The sequence below is a fragment of the Sulfitobacter albidus genome (assembly GCF_018200035.1).
GTDB lineage: Bacteria > Pseudomonadota > Alphaproteobacteria > Rhodobacterales > Rhodobacteraceae > Sulfitobacter > Sulfitobacter albidus.
The window spans coordinates 2,838,399-2,858,712 of record NZ_CP073581.1 but is presented as its reverse complement, the minus strand read 5'-3'; the positions used below and the strand labels follow the sequence as shown (position 1 = coordinate 2,858,712).

The window sequence follows — 20,314 nt, the reverse complement described above, 5'->3', positions numbered from 1 at the left end:
CATTACATTTTCCAATATGGCCCGACGCGTATGCCGGGTCTCCCAAATACATAGAGAAGGATATTCCCATGGCTACTCCAACACTCTGGCGCTCCAATTTTCAGGTCAATACCGGCACAGCAAACAACCCGGCCACATTCGAGCCGCAAACCATCGGGCTGAGCAACGGCAACATTCTTATTGCCTGGGTCGAAACCGGAACGAACGGCGTGGGCACAACGGGCGGCACCGATATCATCGGCAAGATCTACGATGGTGCGGGCAATCTTGTGCGCGACAGTTTCCAGATCAACTCAAGCCGCACCGCGCATGACGAACGGGATTTTGATATCGCGGCCACCAACGACGGTGGTTTCATGCTGGTCTATATCGACAATAACGGCGCGGATTCCCGCGTTGTCTGGGAGCGCAAGAACGCGGCGGGCAACAATATCAACACGCGCGACATCGCCTCGGAAGTTGGTAGCGACGGTGATTTCGACAACCCGCAGATCGCGGTAAACAACATCAATAACACGTCCTTCGTGACGTTTACCGACCTTGATGTCGGCGGCGCCTTTAACCCGGACGACGACGATGTCCGCGGGATCCGGCTCAGCGCCACCGGAACAACGCTGACGTCAGAATTCAACGCCGGTGACAACGGTGGCGATGATCAGACCCAGAACGACGTCGCGATCAATATCAACGGGGAGATGGTATCGGTCTACCGCGATGAAGGTGCGATCAAGATCGATGTCTACAACACTGCGGGTGCCCTGCAGCACCGGGCGACGGTGGACGATAACGGCTCTCCGTCTGATCCGCATGTCGCGACCCTTTCGGGGGGGAACATCGTTGTGACCTGGACGGACGACGCAACGGGCGGATCGTTGGGCGACGTCAACCGTATGGTGTTCAACTCCAATCTGGGCGTTGTTCTCGGCAAGACGGCGGTCGATGGTGTTGATGCAAATGAATCCCGGATCATCGCACTGCCGCAGAACGAATTCATCATCATCTGGGATGACGACAGCACGACCAATGACATCAGGGCACGCAAGTTCAACGCGGACGGCAGCACTGACGGCTCGACAATGGTAATCGCGGCCGCCGGTGGATCCGATCCCAATGTCGGTGTCACGGGGGACGGGCGCGTTGTCTTTGTGTACGAAAACGGCAACAACATCTTTTCCCAGATCTGGGATCCGCGCGACGGCACCGTCAGCGCCGCCAACTACGACAACCCGCAAGAGAATTTTGTGGATGGCGACATCATCTGGACCAAGCTTGCCGGTGGGGTGATCAACGGTGACAACGGAACTGCGGAGCGGATTATCGGCAGCACTGCCAACGACAATATGCTCGGCTTTGCCGGTAACGACACGCTCGAAGGCAACGGCGGGAACGACTTCCTGCGCGGTGATACCGGAAATGACAGCCTGTCAGGCGGCAGCGGAAATGACGATTTCGGGTATCTCGCGGGTGTTGTTCAGGGTGCCGATACAGTCGACGGTGGTATCGGTTCCGACGATCTTCTGGTGTTTAACACCGGTACGACGGACGTTTCGACCGCCGGTACACAATGGAGCAATCTGGAACGAATCTCCTTCTCCACTTCGGACTCCGCGCCAGGCAGCAAGACCCTCGTCGTCGACGGGACGGAATTGGAGGATGGTTTTGGTACTTCCTTCGCCGTCCAGGGGCAGAGCAACACGTCTCTGCGTGAAATCATCCTTGTCGAAATGAGCAGCGACGCAACGCTTGATTTGTCCGGCGTGACCTATTCAAATTGGACGGATGGGTTCGACTATTTCCGGATCCTGGGCGACGCCTCCGCCGAGACCTTTACCGGGACCTCCGGCAGCGATTCGATTTTTGGCAACGACGGCAACGATGATTTTGTCCTGACGGCAGCCACAACCGGTGCCGAGGAGACGATCAACGGCGGTGGAGGCATTGACGAGATCCTCATCAATTCTACGGGGCTGATTGACCTGTCCAACGTTGGCACGACCATCGATAACATCGAGGAGATCCGTTTCAACACGTCAGGCGACAGCACGCTGCGTCTTGGCTCCGATGAGATCGACGGTGCTACAGAATTGCTCAATGTCACCATCGACGGATTTGCCGGCGCTCCCGGCAATGAGAACACCATCGAAATCGTGATGAACACGTCGTCGGTCGATCTGTCCGGATGGACCTTCCAGGATTGGGACTTGGATGCCGGGGACGATGAAACCATCACCATCACCGGTGATGCGTCAGCCGAGAATATCACGGGTTCATCCCAGCGTGATCTGATCTTGGTCGGTGGGGGCAATGATACTGTGGCGGGCGGACTTGGCAACGACACGATCGTCGCCTCGATCGGCAACAACAACCTCGATGGCGGTGGTGGAGACGACCTCTTCGAACTCGAAGGTTCTACGCTTATCAATCAAACGATTGTTGGTGGAGCCGGATCCGATACGCTGGACTTCTCCGGGACCGCGGGTTCAAGCGCCTTCTTCGTCACCGGGTTTGACCTTGATCAGGGGTACAGCGGCGACGGCGCTGCCTTCAGCGGGGATTGGAGCGGGATCGAGGGTCTTGTAGGCCTGCTTGGCTATCGCAATGAGATTGTCGGTAACAACAGCAACAACGAACTGACGGGCGGTAACCTTGCTGACACGATTACAGGGGAACTTGGCAGTGATACGCTGATTGGCCTGGCTGGCGACGACACGTTCGACGGCGGCTCCGGTGTTGACAGTATTGATGCCGGTGCGGGCGATGACGTGATCCTCCTCAACGGTTTTGTCTTTGGCGACTCGATTGACGGTGGCGCCGGTGACGATACGCTCGATGCAAGCACATGGACGATCTCGAATGTCGGCTTCACCTTCAATCTGTCGGCCAACACCTACGGCTACACGCCGACGAGCGGGGCGCCGATCGTCTACTCGGCTGTGAACGTTGAAAATGTCTCCGGTACATCCATCGGGGATGCCATCACCGGCTCCACTGCCGCAAATGCGCTGAACGGGAACGGTGGGAATGACACGATGTTCGGCTTTGGTGGCGATGACACCATGTCGGGCAATGACGGCAACGATGTGGTGCGCGGCAACGCCGGCGATGACATCGTGGGTGGCGAGGTCGGCAATGACAGTCTCTTTGGCGGCGAGGGTAACGACAGCCTCTTCGGCGGTGCTGGCAACGATGCGCTGAATGGCGGTTCGGGCAACGACGTGTTCAACGGCGGTGGCGGTTTTGACACGGCGGATTATTCGGACGCGACGGCCAATCTGGTGGTGAACATCAACTTTGCGGGGGCTCAGAACACGTCGGCGCAGACCGGCACGGATCGCTTCGTCTCGGTCGAGGGGATCACCGGCGGCACGGGCAATGACCTGCTTGTGGGCACCAGCGGCGGCAACGTCATCGACGGCGGCGCGGGCAACGACGAGATCTACGGCATCGGCGGCGGCGACGTGCTGCGCGGCGGGGTCGGGGACGATCAGATCGAAGGCTCGGGCGGCAATGACACCATGGACGGCGGTGCCGGAGATGCGGATATCCTGAGCTACTTCAACTCGGGCGGTCCGGTCGCGGTGGATCTGCGGGCGCAGGGCACGGCGCAGAACGTCGGCGGGTCGTCGGGCATCGATACCTTCACCAACTTCGAGTATCTCTACGGCTCGAACGCGGCGGGCAACGACGTTCTGGTCGGGGATGACAACGCCAACCGGATCCTGGGCTTTGGCGGCGACGACCGCCTGTTCGGGCTGGAGGGGACGGATGAGCTGATCGGGATGCAGGGCAACGACCGGTTGTTCGGCGGGCTCGGCGGAGACCGTCTGTCCGGGGGCGGCGGCGCGGATGCGTTTGTCTTCCAGGCGGTGGCCGACAGCACCGGCGCGGGGCGCGACACCATCACCGACTTTGGTGTGGGCGGCGCGGACCGGATCGACCTTGCGGCGATCGACGCGAACACGACGCTGGCGGGCAACCAGGCGTTCAACTTCGTGGGCGCCGCGGGCTTTGGCGCGGCGGGGGATCTGCGTTTCGCCAACAACGGCACGGACGGCTTCCTGCTGGGCGATGTTGACGGCAACGGCACGGTGGATCTGAACATCCTGCTGGAAGGCGTGACCTCGCTGACGGCGACGGACATCGTTCTGTAAGCCACAGGCCGCGCGACAAAAAGACGGCGCTCCGGGAAACCGGGGCGCCGTTTTTCGTGTCTCCTAGAAGGCGAAGTGATCGATGCTGAGCGCGTCGCGGTCAACGTTGAGCAGCGTGATCGTATTGCCGTCGTCGTCGCTGATAAGGGTATTGTCACCCGCGCGACTGAGGTGATTTGCGTCAAGATCGGCGAAGTCGGTAAAGGCTGCCACGGCGTGAAGGTTGATGATCTCACCGCTGGCAAGTGGATCGAAATCCATGATCATGTCCTGACCAAAGCCATTCTCGAACATGAATTGATCGGCCCCGCCGCCGCCCCAGAGCCTGTCGTTGCCGTCTTGTCCGTACAGGGTGTCGTTCCCGCTCATGCCCAGCAAAGCGTCATTGCCGGCACGGCCAAAGATCTTGTCGCCGCCGTCGTGGCCCCACAAGGTATTGTTGCCGGCATCGCCGCGCAGATTATCCGCAAAGCGCGAGCCAAAGACATTCTCGATCAGGGTATAGGTATCGCCAGCGGCAAAGCCGAGATTGCGGTCGGAAAATTGCAGGTCGGCCAGCACGCCTCCGCTCGCGTCGCTGTATTGCGCGCGGTCGATGCCGCTGCCACCGTTGAGCGCATCCGCACCGTCCCCACCCAGCAGGAAGTCGTTGCCCGAACCGCCCCGCAGGTCGTCGTCGCCGCCCTGACCGTATAGCGTGTCGTTACCACCCATGCCCGACAGAACGTCTTCGCCCGCGCGTCCGAAAAGAACGTCCCCGCCGCCGCCGCCCCACAGGGTGTTGTTGCCCGCATCGCCGCGCAGATTGTCGGCGAAGCCGGAGCCAAAAACGTTTTCTATCGAGTTGTAGGTATCGCCCGCCGCCTCGCCAAGGTTGCGCCCCGCCAGTTGCAGATCGGCGAGTACGCCCGTGCTGGCGGCTGTGTACTGCGCGCGGTCGATGCCATCGCCCCCGTCCAGCGCATCCGCGCCCGCACCGCCGAGAAGGACATCATTGCCGCCGCCACCCGAGATCGTGTCATCGCCTGCACCGCCCAGCAATGCGTTGGCCACGTCGTTGCCGGTCAGACTGTCGTCGCCGGCACCTCCAATGGCATTTTCGATCACCGCATCATAGGCGATTGCGACATCGTTGAGCGCATTGAAGCTGGAGAAGGTCGCCTCCACGAGGCTGAGGGTTACGCCCGTACCGATTGCCGAAGCGTCAAGGCGGTCGATGCCGCCCGCGTCCCAGATCACATCAACGGTACTGTTGCGCGCACCGGTGTAGCTGTCGTTGCCCGTCGCGGTGGCCAGATTGGCGCCCCAGCGTTCCTGCACGGCAAGCACGTCGAACAACTGCAACCCGTCGCCGAACAGGCCATTCTCGGGATTGGCTGTGTAGGACAGGATTGAATATTTGTTGTTTTCGAAGGCTGCGGGCAGCGGATCGGGCCCTTCAAACGGATGCTTGAGCGCCAGCGCGTGCAGGATCTCGTGCAGGATCAGATGGTCCTCCCCCGAAGCGAGGTCGAGCGTGTTATCGTAGACGACAAAATTGTCGTAGTCGGTCATTGTGACATTGTCGTCGCGGTCAATCGCGATGCTGTAGCCAAAGCCACCGGTGCCCGCGACGCTGCCCGGCAGGGTGACCTTGCCGACGTTCATGGTGGGGTCCGCTTGGCCCGAGACGAGCTGGAAATCGACATTCGCGATCGTCTCGACGTAATCGAGCAGCTGCTCGAACCGCAGCCGCTCCGCAGCGGTGAAGGGGGTCCAGCCGGAATACTGGGTTGAGCCAGCGGGCAGGTCATCGGGCTGTGTGTTGCCCGCATATTGGAAGGTGAACACATAGGGCGCCGCGGCATCACTGTCGCCGTTGAGAGGCGATGGCACCGTGTAGGTCTGGCCGGATGTCGTCGTGATCGACAGATCCTCCCAGATGCCGTCAATCGCCTGTTGCCTTGTCACCATTGCATCTGCCTCCCTCAATACAGCCGATGGCATGAACACCAATCAACTCTGGCCTGCGTATGTCATAAATATGAAAACAATTCTTACAGGCGCCGGGGATGTAGAGCTCAAGTTTTCTCCCGGTTCCAGATGCCAGCGAAACTGCAGCCTGAATCCGCCGAAATTACGCGCGGAAATACTCGGAAAACGGGAGTTTCCGTGCGTGCATCTCGGAAGGGTGGAAATTGGTAGGACTATCGCGCGGATCGGGGCGATAATCATTGTTTCCGCAACGTCCGCCGGCGTAGCCTCTTTTCAATTTAAATTATAGCAGCGGTGAATAGCATGGCGACTTTCCTTTATGACGGGCAACCCGTCACGAATCTGACACTTGACGTCGCCTCGGGCTTTGACGTTTTTGAATTCCAAAGCGGTGTCGGTGATATCGTTTCGGGCGACAACAGCAACAACATCTTTGATCTGACTGGTATCTTCAGCTATTCGACCCTGCCGAGATTTTCGCTTTTCGATGGTAACGATGTCTTCCTTGGTGGTGCGGCGGATGAATCCGTTTCCGGCGGAGACGGGAACGATTCCCTTGAGGGGGGCGCCGGAAATGACACGCTTGTCGGCGGTCGCGGCGACAATACGCTTAGCGGTGGGGCGGGTGACGATCTGCTGATCTTTGCCGCCGACGGCAGTCCGGGCGGCGGCACCGACATTCTTTCGGGCGGCACCGGTATCGACACCGCGCGCTTTGCCGGGGGCTCGATCAACACAAGCCTTATTCTAGACGCGGCCGCCAGTGTGGAGATTCTGGACGCTGGATTCACCGGTGTGTTCGTCGGCGCAGCGGGATCAAAAACCATCGATGTGAGAGGGGTCCAGGCGTACATCAACGGGAACCAATGGGCGTTGGGTTTCGGGAACAATGTCTTCCGCGGCTCTGAGGCATCTGAGGTCGTCAGCGGCGGCAATGTCGACGACTCGATCCAAGGGAATGGCGGTGACGATTCGATTACAGGGAACAACGGTGCCGATACCCTTGAGGGTGGCACGGGTAACGATACCCTGCGGGGCGGCCAGGGGGACGACAGTCTTGACGGTGGTTTTGGCGATGACCTCCTGCTTTTTGGCGTAGCCGACTTTTTTGGTGACAGTGATACGCTGATCGGCGGTGACGGTACCGATATTGCGCGATTCGAAGGTGGGTTTATCGGCAATCTGACACTGGACTTCGCGGCGGGCGTCGAAGTTCTGGATGATCAATTCATCACCTTTGCGTTCACCAGCGACAGCAACGTGATCAACGTCAGCGGTATCAGCGCCTATCTGAGCAGCAATGTCTGGACACTGCTTGGAGGCGACGACAGCTTTCTCGGTTCCATCCTTGCGGAGTCAGTGGCCGGCGGCGACGGTCAGGATACGCTGATCGGTAGTTTCGGGAACGATACGCTGGACGGTGGCAACGACAACGATACGCTGCTGGGCGGCGAGGATGACGACCTGCTGACCGGCGGTGCAGGCAGTGATCTGCTCGACGGCGGTTTTGGCAATGACACGCTGGTCTTTGACGGGTCGTCGTCGGATACGCTGATTGGTGGCGATGGTATTGATACGGCCCGCTTCGCCGGGCCTGAGATCCGGTCGCTGACGCTCGACGTTTCAGCGGGTGTTGAATTGCTCGACGATCAATTTGCTGGTCTCACGGGAAGCAACGCTGCCGACGTGATCGATGTTTCGGGCATCACGGGCTATGTTTCCGGATCCAACTGGACCCTTGCGGACGGTGACGATTTCTTTGTCGGTTCCGACTTTGCTGAAAGCGCCCAGGGCGATTCCGGGAATGACACCCTGTTCGGTGGCGGCGGAAACGATACGCTGACGGGCGGGGCGGGTGCCGATACGCTTGACGGCGGTGCGGGCGACGATTTGCTGATTGCGACGGCCGGCCTCGTGGAAACCTATCAGGGCGGCGACGGAACCGACACGTTACAGACCGCGGGCAACAGTCTGTCGCTGCTGACGCTTGATCTCGCGGCCGGTATCGAGAACCTCGACGATCAGTTCGCTGGCTTTTTCGGCACCTTTGGTGACGACACGATCAACATCAGCGCGATCGGCGCCTATCTGTCGGCCAGCACCTGGCAATTGGCCGGTGGCAACGACAGCTTCACCGGCTCGGCTCTTGCCGAACGCGTTGAGGGCGGTGCGGGTGACGACAGCCTGTTCGGCGGCGCGGGCAACGACACGCTGAAAGGCGATGGCGGTGTGGATACGCTGGACGGTGGCGCGGGCGACGATGTGCTGATCTTTGATGCTGGTCCGGGAAAGGTGTTCCAGGGCGGACTTGGCAGTGACACCCTCCAACTCATCGGTGGGGCGATCGAAGCGCTGACACTGAATGCGGCCTCGGGCATCGAGCATCTGGACGATCAATTCAGCGGCTTCCTCGGCGCGGCCAACGCTGGAACAATCGACGTCAGCGGCATCACCAGCTACGTTTCGGGGTCCAGCTGGACCCTGCAAAGCGGTGGCGACATCTTCATCGGCTCCGATCTGGGCGAAAGCGTCTTTGGCGGGACAGGCGATGACAGCCTCTCAGGTGGCGCAGGCAACGATACGCTGGCGGGCGGCGTGGGCGCCGATACGCTCGACGGTGGCGCGGGCGATGACATCCTGATTTTCACCGGCGAGCTTGGCGATGTTTTGTTGGGCGGCGCGGGGATAGACACTGCGCGACTGTTGAGCAATTCGAACATTGTCAGCCTCACGCTGGACGCCGCTGCCGGGGTTGAATTGCTTGACGATCAGTTCTCCAGTTTCGACGGCAGTGTCGGATCCGATACCATCGATGTCAGTGGAATTTCCGCTTATGTGTCCGGCAACAGCTGGCTGCTTGTCGGCGGTGACGACGTCTTTACCGGGTCCGATCAGGCAGAAAGCGTCGTGGGCGGCACGGGCAACGACAGCCTGTTCGGTGCAGGAGGCAACGACACGCTCGAGGCGACCGACGGGGCCGACACGCTCGACGGGGGGGACGGTGATGATACGCTGATCTTTGCCGGCGGGGCCGGCGAGGTTCTGCGCGGCGGTGCGGGAACCGACACCGCGCTCTACGGCTTCTCTGTCGAGATCGAAAGCTTGTTCCTGGATGCGGCGGCGGGCGTGGAGTTCATCGAAAATCAGTTTGCGGTGCTGCAAGGGACGTCCGGCACGGACACGATCAATGTCACCGGGATCACCGGCTATCTTTCCAGCAACGAATGGGATCTGCGCGACGGCGACGACATCTTTGACGGATCCGCCGCGAGCGATGGGGTCGAGGGCGGTTCGGGCAATGACACCCTGCGCGGCGGCGCGGGTGATGACACGCTTGAGGGCGACGGCGGTCTTGACCTTCTCGAAGGCGGAGACGGCAACGATACGCTGGATGGCGGCGCCGGCGCCGACACGCTCGACGGGGGCTTGGGGGATGACGTGCTGGTGATTTCCGGCGCCTTTGGAGAAGTCTTCCGGGGCGGTGACGGAACCGATACCGCCTTTGTCCTGGATCCTGTCAATCTGCAGGCGCTGACGCTGGACGCGGCATCGAGCGTCGAGCAGATCGACGATCAGTTCAATGGACTGGTCGGATCCATGGCTGGCGATACGATCGATGTCTCTGGTGTGGGCGCATATGTTTCCAGCAACGTGTGGTCGCTGAACCTCGGCGACGACAGCTTTAACGGATCCGCGGCGGCCGACGTCGTAAGCGGCGATGGCGGGAACGATCTGATCAACGGGAACGGGGGCAGTGATAGCCTCACCGGCGGCGACGGGATCGACACGCTCAACGGCGGCGACGGCGATGATTTCCTGCTCTTTGGCACCGGAACGCAGCCCAGCAATGATGAGCTGTTCGGCGGCGCAGGAACGGATACTGCGGTGTACGCCGGGGCGCCGATCAATACCCTGTTCCTGACGGCGGCGCGCAGCGTCGAGATTCTGGATGCCCAGTTCTTCAGCCTCGCAGGGACAATGGGCAATGACCAGATCAACGTCACAGGCGTGTCGAGCTATGCCAGCGGATCGACATGGGAGCTTGCCGGCGGCGATGATACTTTTGTCGGCTCTGCTGCGGCGGAAACCATCAACGCCAGCGCGGGCGGCGATCTGATCTTTGCGCAGCAGGGGGATGATTTTGTCAATGGCGGCTTTGGTGACGATACCCTGTATGGCGGTGCCGGGAACGATACCCTTGTCTTTGGATCGGACGCGGCCGGTGATACGGACGACCTCTTTGGCGGGGCGGGCATCGACGTCGCCCGCTTTGGCGGGACGGCATTCGGTGATCTGACGATCGACGCCAACAGCTTCATCGAGGTGCTCGATGACGACTTCCTGACTTTCAGCGGGACCAATTCGGCCAATATCGTCGATGTCAGCGGCGCGCTCAGCTACGCAAGCAGTGCGAACTGGTCGTTGCGGGGCGGCGATGACAGGTTTACCGGCACGGCAGTTGCGGAAAACGTAAACGGCGGTGTGGGCAACGACCGACTCGTCGGGGCGGGCGGCAATGACAGCCTGATCGGCGACGATGGGGCGGATACGCTGATTGGCGGGGCGGGGGATGACATCCTCGACGGTGGCGATGGCGGCGATTTTGTCCTCTATTCGGATGCCACGGACGGCCTGCTGATCGATCTGAGCGTATCAGGCCCGCAATTCATCTCCGCGGCCGAGGGCAGCGATGCGCTGGTATCGATCGAAGGGATCGTATCAGGCAGCGGCAATGACACATTGATCGGTGCCGATGCCAACGAGACGCTTGAGGCGGGCGCGGGCAATGACCAGCTGTTCGGCGGGGACGGGAACGATCTGCTCTCCGGTGCTGAGGGTCGTGACCTGCTGGACGGCAGCGAAGGGAACGACAGTCTTTTTGGCGGGGCGGGCAATGACACGCTTTCCGGCGGTCTTGGTATCAACGTGCTCAACGGCGGCGGCGGTTTCGACTTTGTCGATCTCACATCGCAGACCGAGGATCTGTTCCTCAGCCTCGCGACTGTCGGGGAGCAGGCCGTCAGCACGGACCACGCCAGCACGTTCACCCTGATCGAGGGCCTTCTGGCCGGTGCCGGGGATGACGTCATCTTTGGCTCCGACGTCGGCAACGTGCTGCGGGGTGCGGAAGGGCAGGATACCCTCATCGGTGCAGGCGGCGGTGATATCCTCGAAGGCGAAGCCGACGATGACTTTCTCTTTGGCGATGACGGCAACGATACGCTGCGCGGCGGCGCGGGCGACGATGTCATTCAGGGTGGCGCTGGGAATGACGTCATCGACGGTGGTGCCGGCGATGACCTTGTCGACTATTTCAGCAGCACCGAGGATCTGCGGGTCAACATCAACTTTGCCGGGCCCCAGACGATCTCGGCCGGTGAAGGGGTCGATACCCTGCTCAACATCGAGGGCATCGTGACCGGTGAAGGGGACGATCAGCTGGTTGGCTCCTCGGGGCGCAACCTGCTGATCGGCGCCGCGGGCAGTGACACGCTCTTTGGGCTTGCGGGCAATGACTTCCTTGTGGGCCTGGAGGGCGATGACACGCTCAACGGCGGATCGGGTTTTGACGTTGCCGAATATGGCTTTGCCACCGAGAGCGTGATCGTGAACCTCAACTTCTCCGGGTCACAGTTTATTTCGGCCGATGAGGGGCGTGATACCTTCATCTCGATCGAGGGGATCCTGGGCGGCTTTGCCGACGACATTCTGGTCGGGAACGGCGCGGGCAACCTTATTGACGGGGGCGACGGCGACGACCAGATCTATGGCCTCGGCGGCGGCGATATCCTGAACGGGGAGGCGGGCAACGATCTGATCGAAGGGTCGGGCGGCAATGACACCCTGTCGGGCGGCGACGGCGATGCAGATGTTCTGAGCTATTTCAACTCGGCCTCAGGCGTCACGGTCAATCTGCGCTTTCAGGGCACAGCACAGGCCGTTGGCGGCGCGTCGGGCGTCGATACGTTCACCGAGTTCGAGGACCTTTTCGGCGCCAACGCCGGTAATGACACGCTTGTCGGCGACACTGGTGACAACCGCATCCTAGGCTTTGGCGGGAACGATCTGATCTTCGGCTTTGACGGCGATGACGATCTGCTGGGCCAGCGTGGTAATGACACGCTGACCGGAAACGCCGGGGCCGATACGCTGTCGGGTGGCGGTGGTGCGGATACGTTTGACTTCAACCAGACGGCCGACAGCACCTCAACCAGCCGCGATGTGATCACGGACTTTGGAGTCGGCGGCGCTGATCGGATCGATCTGTCAAGTATCGACGCCAACACCGCCGTGGCAGGCAATCAGGCCTTCACCTTTGTGGGCGGGGCGGCGTTCAGCGCGGCCGGCGATCTGCGGTTTGTCACGAACGGCACAAACGGCTTTGTGCTGGGCGATACGGACGGCGACGGTGGCATTGATATGAACATCCTGCTGCTCGGGGTCACCTCGGTCACGGCGGGGGATTTCATTCTCTGAACCGGCAGGAATTGCGTAAAATGGGTGGGCGCCGGTGGTGCCCGCCCTTGCCCGAAATCCCAAACTCCCCCTTTTCAATCCCTGCCCTCACACGATAGAGCAGAGCGGTATCCGGATGGATGCACATGTCTAACCTACGGAGCGCCGTTCCTAATGCCTCGCAAACGATTTTCGCCCAAAGCCCGAAATGCCTTGATGGTGCTGGGCATGCACCGGTCGGGCACATCCGCGCTGACGGGCGTTTTGTCCCGGCTGGGATGCGATCTGCCGCAAACACTGATGCCGGCAAATGAATTCAACGCGAAGGGCTATTTTGAATCGCTCGAATTTTACCAGATGAATGACGCCATTCTGGACTCCGGTGGATCGCGCTGGGATGACTGGCAGCCGTTCAACCCGGAATGGTACGAAAGCCACCGGGCCGAGGAGTTTCTGGAACGGGGCGCGCAGGCGCTTCAGTCCGAATTTGGCACCTCGCGGCTCTTTGCGCTGAAGGATCCGCGGATCAGTCTTCTGATGCCGTTCTGGAAACGGCTGCTGGCGCAAGAGAAGATAAAACCGACCTATGTGCATATCCACCGCAACCCCATGGCGGTTGCGACATCGCTCAACCGCCGCGATGCGATGCCGCTGGCCTATGGTCTGCTGCTGTGGCTGCGCCACACGCTGGATGCAGAGCTGGGTAGTCGCGGGGAGGTCCGATGCTTTGTCCGCTACGAGGGGCTGCTGGCGAACTGGCGTGCCACCATCGCCGATATCAAGAAGCGCACCGGCGTCGTCTTGCCGCGCAATTCGGAAACGGTTGATGCCGAGATTGACGAATTCCTGAGCCGGGATATGAACACCAGCGATCAGGGGCTGAGCGATACCCGCGATCATCGCATGCTCAAGCGCTGGATCGGGCAGGTCCATGACGTGTTCGAGCAGTGGGCCGAGCGCGGTGAGCAGGAAAAAGACATCGAAACGCTCGATGCCATTCGCGCCGAATTTGACGCCACAGGGCCGCTCTTCGGGTCGCTTGTGCGCGAGGCGCGCACGGCGCCTTCTGAACGGAATGCCTTGCACGAGGCAACGCAAAACGCGGATGAGGCAAAACACAGAGCAGAGGCTGCCGAAGCCGCATTGTCGCAGAACACCGCACGGCTGGAGCAGTCAGAGCAGGCGAGGGGGGAATTGTCTGCCGAGCTTGACCGAACCACGCAAGAGCTTGAGAAGCTGGGCGCAAATCTGACCGCGCTAGATCAGGAAAAATGGCAGCTGCAAAGTGAACTGGCTCAGCGCACCTCCGAGACGGAAGATATGGCGCGCCAAAACGCAGCCCTCAGCGCCCAGATCACCACCGCCCAAGACGAGATACGTGCACAGACAGAGAAGCTTCAGCACGAGCTTGACCAACGTACCCGAGAGGTCGATGAGTTGCAGACCAGTGCCCGGGTGCAAAAGGCCAACCTGCAAAAGCAATTCGAAAAAAAGCTGGAAGAAACCTTGGTCGCGCGGGGCAAACAGGCAGACCGTCAGTTGGCGCAGCTGACCGAGGAGACCGCGCAGCAGCGCGCCACCATCGAACATGTAACCGCCGATAACTGGGCCCTGCGCAACAGTACGTCCTGGAAAATCACCCAACCGCTTCGCAGTGTGGTGTTGTTTTTCCGGCGGGGATGAAAATACGGGCGGCGGTGCGGGCTACAGCCCGATCTGCACCCCTTGCAAGTTGTCTTTTTGCGCGGTTGGGTCTGTTCTGGTTTCGCGATTTGCGCGTTTAATTCGACCCTTTGGTCTGGAATAATTTGAAAGATATCGTTGACATGCACGCCATGCTACAGGACGTATTCTCCGCTGATTGGTATGTTTCCGAAAATCCAGATGTGCAGGACTATCCGGGCGGGGCGCAGGCACATTACCTGAAGTATGGCTGGCGCGAAGGGCGCAGTCCTCACCCGCTTTTTGATACGAAATGGTATCTGGCGCAGGTCCCTGATTTGATCGAAACCGGGAAAGAGCCGGTCGCGCACTACCGTACCACCGGTTGGCGCGAGATGCGCAGCCCGCATCCGCTTTTCAATCTGTCATGGTATCTGATGCAGCACACGGATGTGATGGCGGCAAATATCGATCCCTGGTGGCACTACCTGCAAAAGGGGTGGCGCGAGGGGCGCAGCCTGCATCCGTTGTTCGATACGCATTGGTATCTGGCCGATAATCCGGATGTGGACGCGGCCGGATTGGAGCCTTTGTCGCATTACCTGCAAAAGGGCTGGCACGAAGGACGCAACCCGCATCCTGTGTTTGATGGCGCGTGGTACCGTGACACCTACGGGATGCAGACGAATCCCTGGCTCGACTATATCTCTGATGGGTGGCGCAACGGGCGCAGTCCGCATCCGCAGTTTGATGCACAATGGTACCAGCAGACCTATCTCGACCCCGATGCGCAGATCTGCGAACCGCTCGCGCATTATCTGAGCGACGGTTGGCAGGAAGGGTTGCTGCCCCACTCGGGTTTCGCGTCGGTGGCGCCTGCGGGTGCCAGCAAGGCGCCGCTGTATGCCGCCTTGGATCAAAGTCTGCCGCGCCGCAGGCTGAACACGCTGAGCCGCGATGGCTCGCGCGGGCGGCTGATCCTGGTGACCCACGATGCGCAGCTTGGCGGCGCCCAGCGGGTGCTCAAGCTCTTTGCCGAATGGGTGCAGAACCGTACCCGCTTTTCGGTCGGTATCGTTGCGGTCCGCGGCGGTCCCTTTGTCCCGGAATTCGCCGAGATTGCCCCCGTATTCGTGTTGTCCGATCATCCCGAAGCGACCCGCGCTCAGGCGCTGTCGGACTGGGCCCACGACGGGGCGGAGCATGGGATCAAGGCGATTTTCCTCAATTCCATCGCCAGTGGCAGTTTCTACAAGTACTGGCATGAGGATACCCCGAGCGTTGGGTTCATCCACGAGCTGGAAAAAATCCTCGAGATGTATCCCGATGAGGTTGCCCTGCTGCGCGAACGGGCCAGCCACGTGGTCTGCGGCGGGCCGGATGTATTGACGGCCCTGCGTGACAAGCATGACATTCCGGCAGAACGCCTGACCGCCGCGCATAGCTATGTCGAGGCGCTGCCAGAGAATGACACTGAGGCTGATCGCACCGCGCGTCGCATGGTCGCGCGCGCCAGCATGGGAATCCCGGCCGAGCGGATCCTTGTCATGGGCTGTGGCGTGGCACATTGGCGCAAATCGCCGGACAAATTTGTTGAAACGGCCGTGCGTGTTCTGGCCGATGGGGTGGATGCGCATTTTGTCTGGCTGGGCGGTGGCCCCGACCTTGAGGCCTGCGTGGCGCAGGCGCGGGACGCGGGCGTCGGCGATCGGGTGACCTTCGCGGGCTACGAGCCCGATGTGGCGGCCAAGCTCGCGGGGGCGGATGTCTTTTTGCTCAGCTCGCAGGAAGACCCCTTTCCGCTGGTAATGATCTACGCCGCGCAGGCCGGTGTGCCGGTGGTCTGCTTTCAGGACGCAGGCGGGGCAGAGCATTTTGTGCAAGGCGGCAGCGGGGTTGCCGTGCCGTTCATGGACATCGGTGCCATGGCGGGGGCTGTCACCCGATACGCCCGCGACGCGGAATTGCGGGCGTCAGTCGGGGAAACGGGCAGGGCGCAGGTTGCCGCGCAATACACCATCGATGCAGTCGGTCCCCGGTTGCTGCATCACTTGCGCGAGGTCGCAGGGCTGGCCCCCGAGGTCAGCGTGGTGATGCCCAACTACAATTATGAGGACTATCTGCCAAAACGGCTCGAGACGATCACCGCGCAGCAGTTTCAGGATTTCGAACTCATCCTGCTCGACGATGCTTCGCCCGACGGCTCTGCCAAACTCCTAGAGGAATTTGCCGCGACACGCGCGGGCACACAGATCAAGCTCAATACGCAAAACTCCGGCTCACCGTTCAAACAGTGGATGGTCGGCATGGAGATGGCCAAATCCGACATCATCTGGGTCGCCGAAGCGGACGACTATTGCGAGCCTACGTTGCTGACCACGCTGCTGCCTCTGTTTGACGATCGCAACATGCGCATGGCGACCTGTATGTCAGTGCCGGTGCGGGCGGATGAATCCGTGATCGGCGACTATCGCCCGATCTACCTTGACCGGATCGCGCCGGGGCGCTTTGACGCCGATTACATCGTGACCGACCACGAAGAGGCAAGCGGCGGTCTGGGTATTGCCAACACGGTGCCCAATGCGAGCAGCGTGATGTTCCGCCGCTTTGATCCCGAACCCGAATTTGTGCAAAAGGTAACCAATATGCGCCTGTGCGGTGATTGGTTCTTTTACACCCGCGCGATGAAAGGCGGCTTGTTTGGGTTCAGTGCCGCGCCGCTGAACTACCACCGCCGTCACACCGAAACCGTAACCCACAAGCTTGAAGGATCGCTGAGATATTTCGAGGAACTGGCCGACGTGCGCGCCTATCTGGGCCGGACCTACGTGCAAAGCCCGCAGGCGCGCGCGCAGATCCAGACCTTCCTCGATCAGGACATCGCCCGGTTCAACGTGGCCGATCCGCAGGCGCTGGCGCAGGCGCCCGAACCGGCCAAGGCGCTGCCGACGCTGCTGGTCGTGGCGCCCGATCTTTCGCCCGGTGGTGGGCAGATGTTTGCCATTTCGCTGGCTAACGAATGGGCCGCGCGGGGGGGCGCGTGGTGCTGTTCAATGCGGTTTCGCAACCAACGCACGCTGCTGTCCTGTCCAAACTGGACGTAGGTGTCGCGTATTACGAGGCGGGCGCGGCGGACGCGCATCTGGATGAAATCGTGCGCCGCCACGACGTCGACATCATCCACTCAAGCATCTGGTGGGCGGACAAGACGGTGGATGAGTATCGCGACAAGCTGCCGGCGCAGATCCCCTGGATCATTTCAATGCACGGCTGTCACGAGACATTTATCCAGCATCCGCAGATCGACGGCACCTTTCCGGAGCGAATGCAGCGGATGCTGACGCGCGCGAGCGCGTGGGTCTATACGGCGGAAAAGAACCTCGCCATCTTTGACAGCTATCCGCGACCTGAAACGCTGTTGCGCATCCCGAACGGGATGCGGACAGAGCCTATTGGCACCACATTGCGCCGCGCCGATCTTGGGCTGCGTGAAGATGCCCTGGTTCTATGTCTTGCGTCGCGTGCAATTGCGTCAAAGGGTTGGGGCGAGGCGGTTGATCTCACCGCGACACTGAACGCGCAGGGTCACAAGGTCGATCTGATGTTGATCGGCGAGGGTCCCGCCGCCGATGCCGTGCGTGCAGATGCGCCCGCGCATGTGCATCTGATGGGGCAGGTTGCGAATTTGCAGGACTACCTCGCAATTGCGGATATCGGTCTGCTGCCCAGCTATTTCGTCGGTGAATCACTGCCGCTTGTCCTTATCGAGATGATGGCAAAGGGGCTGCCTCTGATCGCTACGGATATCGGAGAGATCGCCAGCATCCTGGGCGAGGGGGATGAGGCGGCCGGGATCCTCGTTCCGCTCGAGGGCGAAGGCGTTGATCGCGCAGCCCTTGAGCGTGCGGCCACGCGCATGCTGGATCCGGGCGTTCGCGCGGCGTTCGGGGCGCAGTCACACGCGCGCTATGACGCCCAATTCACGCTTGAGCGCATGGTCAACAGATACGAGACACTCTATAGCGATGTAGGCGCTCTGCGCTGGAAACACCCTGAGACGCATCGCGAAGGTCCCGGATGAGCCTGACGGAAAGAGCAACACGAAAGACGCTCGTTCTACATATCGGTCTGCAAAAGACGGGCACCAGCAGTATTCAGGTAATGCTGGCTGGCTCTGCCAGCTATCTCGATGCGCAGGGGTTCTATTTTCCGGATCTGCCCGACGCAGAAGCCGATGAAAGCAGGCTGTCCCGCTCGCCCTTTCGGCACAACAGGATCGCGGGCACCTACGCGGACTACCCGACCTCTTTCCAGCGACTCGATCAGGAAAACATGGCGCTGTTCTGGCGGGAGCTGGCAGCGGACCCTCGTATACCCATCCTGTCGGCCGAGGATTTTTCCCGTCAGCGCGACTATACCGCATTGGGCATGGCACTGGCGCCCTTCGACGTCACTGTCGTGCTGTACGTGCGTCGGCAGGATCTGTTTGCCGAGTCGCTGTATAACCAGCGCAACAAGATCCTGTTGCAACGGGGCAGTACCGACCACCTCGGCGAGGATTTTTTGACATCCGAAGACCTCTTTGCCTTTCTGCGGCGCGAGGCCTACATCCCGATCCTCAACTTCACGCGTCTGCTTGCGCGGCTTGAGGCGGGGATCAGACCTGTGAAGGTCCTCGTGCGCGCCTTTGACCGTGCCACTCTGGAAGGGGCAGATGTTTGCACTGATTTCTGCGCGCTGTTCGGTTGGGATGCGCAGGCGATGTCGCGGCCCGGACACGACGCCAACAGTTCGGTATCAAATCAGGTTTTGGCCTCCGTCAACGAGGTGTTTGTCAGGCAAGGACCGGAGGCCGCACAGCTGAAGATTGCGCAGATCAATCAGTCCTTTCAGGCGGGTGAGGATCTTTCGGGGTCTTATAAGGTATTCCCGCCACAGATCCGCCGGACGGTGCAGCGGCAGTATGCCGATATCAATGCCGAACTCCACCGCCGTTACGGCGTGGATCTTACTGCGCGTAACGATCAGTAAACGTCTTCATGATGTGATTGACCATCGGTTGGGCGACGTGCTTGCGATCCCATAGCCATGCACCGTCCTGTGCGGAATTCATCACCATGTCGTAGCTGGGGAAATATTTGCACTGATCATACATCTGCGTCAGCGTCTGCGCCGCCACGACCAGCGTTGATTTTGCCAGGCTGTTGGCCACGACCACATCCATATCCGTAAACGTTGCGTCCAAGGGTACCGGAGAGACCGTAAGGATGATCGTCGCGTCGGGCTTGAGCGCGCGCACGGCTTCGATCACTTTCCGTCCGGCTTCAAGGTTCTGCTCAAGCGTCAGAAACCGGAATTCCAGATCCTGGCCCTGCGCGGCCTTTGGGTCGGGTGTTACGTTGAGATAGCGGTCGGAGTTCAGATCGTAGAAGCTTTCGCAAAGGCCCAATGTAAAGACGAATACATCCGCGTTTGCGGCTGCCTCCCGGTAGGCTTCCGTAATCGCCGCGCGCCGTGCTTTGCATTGCTCGAGAGTCTTGGATTTGAAGAGCCGGGTATAGTGGTAGTCGTGAAAGTTGCCGCCGCCTGCGGGATAGAGCAACCCCTCGTCGCTTTCCCGCGTGCCTGCGATTTCCTGCATCAGATCTGCCATAGAGCCGAGGTTGTAGCGGTTCAGAAATGCGGTCGGCCGGCCCATCACCCCTTCATTACGTTCGAAAAGATCCGGGTTTTCTTCGATGGTTTTGATGACCAGCGTCTTGGTTGCGGGATCGAACCCGACTGTTTCAATAGCATCCTCGATCTCGCGCGCGAAACACGAGCCCACGCAGAAAAATCGCGCCTCGGCAGGCAAGGAAAGATCGGTGGGGCCTGCCACCTCGGCATAGCCATCGTGGATCCGGGCTGCAGCCAAATGGGGCTGCATGCTTTCGGGATTTTTTGGCGCCCAGACAGCGAATTTGTTCGCGCGCATGGTTGCGAACGCGTCTTTGTAAGATGCCATTGAAATATCCTGATATTCAGACCGGTCAGCGAACAGGCAACAGGTTTCGCGCCAGAGTGTCAAGTTG

8 protein-coding genes are annotated in these 20,314 nt (G+C 60.5%); 6 read left to right on the top strand and 2 right to left on the bottom strand.

The genetic code is table 11. From position 1 onward, the window contains the following. The first annotated feature begins 68 nt into the window (after positions 1–68). On the top strand, positions 69–4,151 hold the full coding sequence (locus KDD17_RS13995; RefSeq protein WP_212704224.1) for a beta strand repeat-containing protein: 4,083 nt from the start codon (positions 69–71) through the stop codon (positions 4,149–4,151). Between the two features lie 63 nt (positions 4,152–4,214). On the opposite strand, the gene KDD17_RS13990 is transcribed toward KDD17_RS13995, so the two are convergent. Next, entirely contained in the window at positions 4,215–6,104 is a 1,890-nt protein-coding gene (locus KDD17_RS13990; protein ID WP_212704223.1) for a M10 family metallopeptidase C-terminal domain-containing protein, read from the bottom strand. 324 nt (positions 6,105–6,428) lie between these two features. Between KDD17_RS13990 and KDD17_RS13985 the strand changes: the two genes are divergently transcribed. The 5 genes from KDD17_RS13985 to KDD17_RS13965 all read left to right on the top strand — a co-directional run bounded on the left by KDD17_RS13985 (position 6,429) and on the right by KDD17_RS13965 (position 19,274). Then, positions 6,429–12,602 carry a calcium-binding protein gene (locus KDD17_RS13985; protein WP_212704222.1) on the top strand — a complete coding sequence of 2,058 codons (6,174 nt, stop codon included), beginning with the start codon at positions 6,429–6,431 and terminating at the stop codon, positions 12,600–12,602. 153 nt (positions 12,603–12,755) lie between these two features. Further along, positions 12,756–14,264 carry a sulfotransferase family protein gene (locus KDD17_RS13980; RefSeq protein WP_212704221.1) on the top strand — a complete coding sequence of 503 codons (1,509 nt, stop codon included), beginning with the start codon at positions 12,756–12,758 and terminating at the stop codon, positions 14,262–14,264. Positions 14,265–14,407: 143 nt separating this feature from the next. Then, positions 14,408–17,347 (top strand): glycosyltransferase, encoded by a 2,940-nt coding sequence (locus KDD17_RS13975; protein ID WP_212704220.1) that lies wholly within the window; start codon positions 14,408–14,410, stop codon positions 17,345–17,347. After that, on the top strand, positions 17,284–18,324 hold the full coding sequence (locus tag KDD17_RS13970; protein WP_212704219.1) for a glycosyltransferase family 4 protein: 1,041 nt from the start codon (positions 17,284–17,286) through the stop codon (positions 18,322–18,324). The genes KDD17_RS13975 and KDD17_RS13970 overlap by 64 nt, the downstream gene beginning before the upstream one ends. Then, entirely contained in the window at positions 18,321–19,274 is a 954-nt protein-coding gene (locus KDD17_RS13965; protein WP_212704218.1) for a hypothetical protein, read from the top strand. Before KDD17_RS13970 ends, KDD17_RS13965 begins: the two co-directional genes overlap by 4 nt. Here KDD17_RS13965 and KDD17_RS13960 read toward each other — a convergent pair. Continuing rightward, positions 19,252–20,169, bottom strand: coding sequence for a GSCFA domain-containing protein (locus tag KDD17_RS13960; RefSeq protein WP_212704217.1), 918 nt, complete (start codon positions 20,167–20,169; stop codon positions 19,252–19,254). The two genes, KDD17_RS13965 and KDD17_RS13960, sit on opposite strands and share 23 nt — an antisense overlap. Positions 20,170–20,314: the final 145 nt, after the last annotated feature.

Coding starts and splice junctions, on each gene's coding strand:
- KDD17_RS13985 (WP_212704222.1), top strand. CDS start 6,429: ATGGCGACTTTCCTTTATGACGGGCAACCCGTCACGAATCTGACACTT.
- KDD17_RS13990 (WP_212704223.1), bottom strand. CDS start 6,104: ATGGTGACAAGGCAACAGGCGATTGACGGCATCTGGGAGGATCTGTCG.
- KDD17_RS13980 (WP_212704221.1), top strand. CDS start 12,756: ATGCCTCGCAAACGATTTTCGCCCAAAGCCCGAAATGCCTTGATGGTG.
- KDD17_RS13975 (WP_212704220.1), top strand. CDS start 14,408: ATGCACGCCATGCTACAGGACGTATTCTCCGCTGATTGGTATGTTTCC.
- KDD17_RS13965 (WP_212704218.1), top strand. CDS start 18,321: ATGAGCCTGACGGAAAGAGCAACACGAAAGACGCTCGTTCTACATATC.
- KDD17_RS13960 (WP_212704217.1), bottom strand. CDS start 20,169: ATGCAGCCCCATTTGGCTGCAGCCCGGATCCACGATGGCTATGCCGAG.
- KDD17_RS13995 (WP_212704224.1), top strand. CDS start 69: ATGGCTACTCCAACACTCTGGCGCTCCAATTTTCAGGTCAATACCGGC.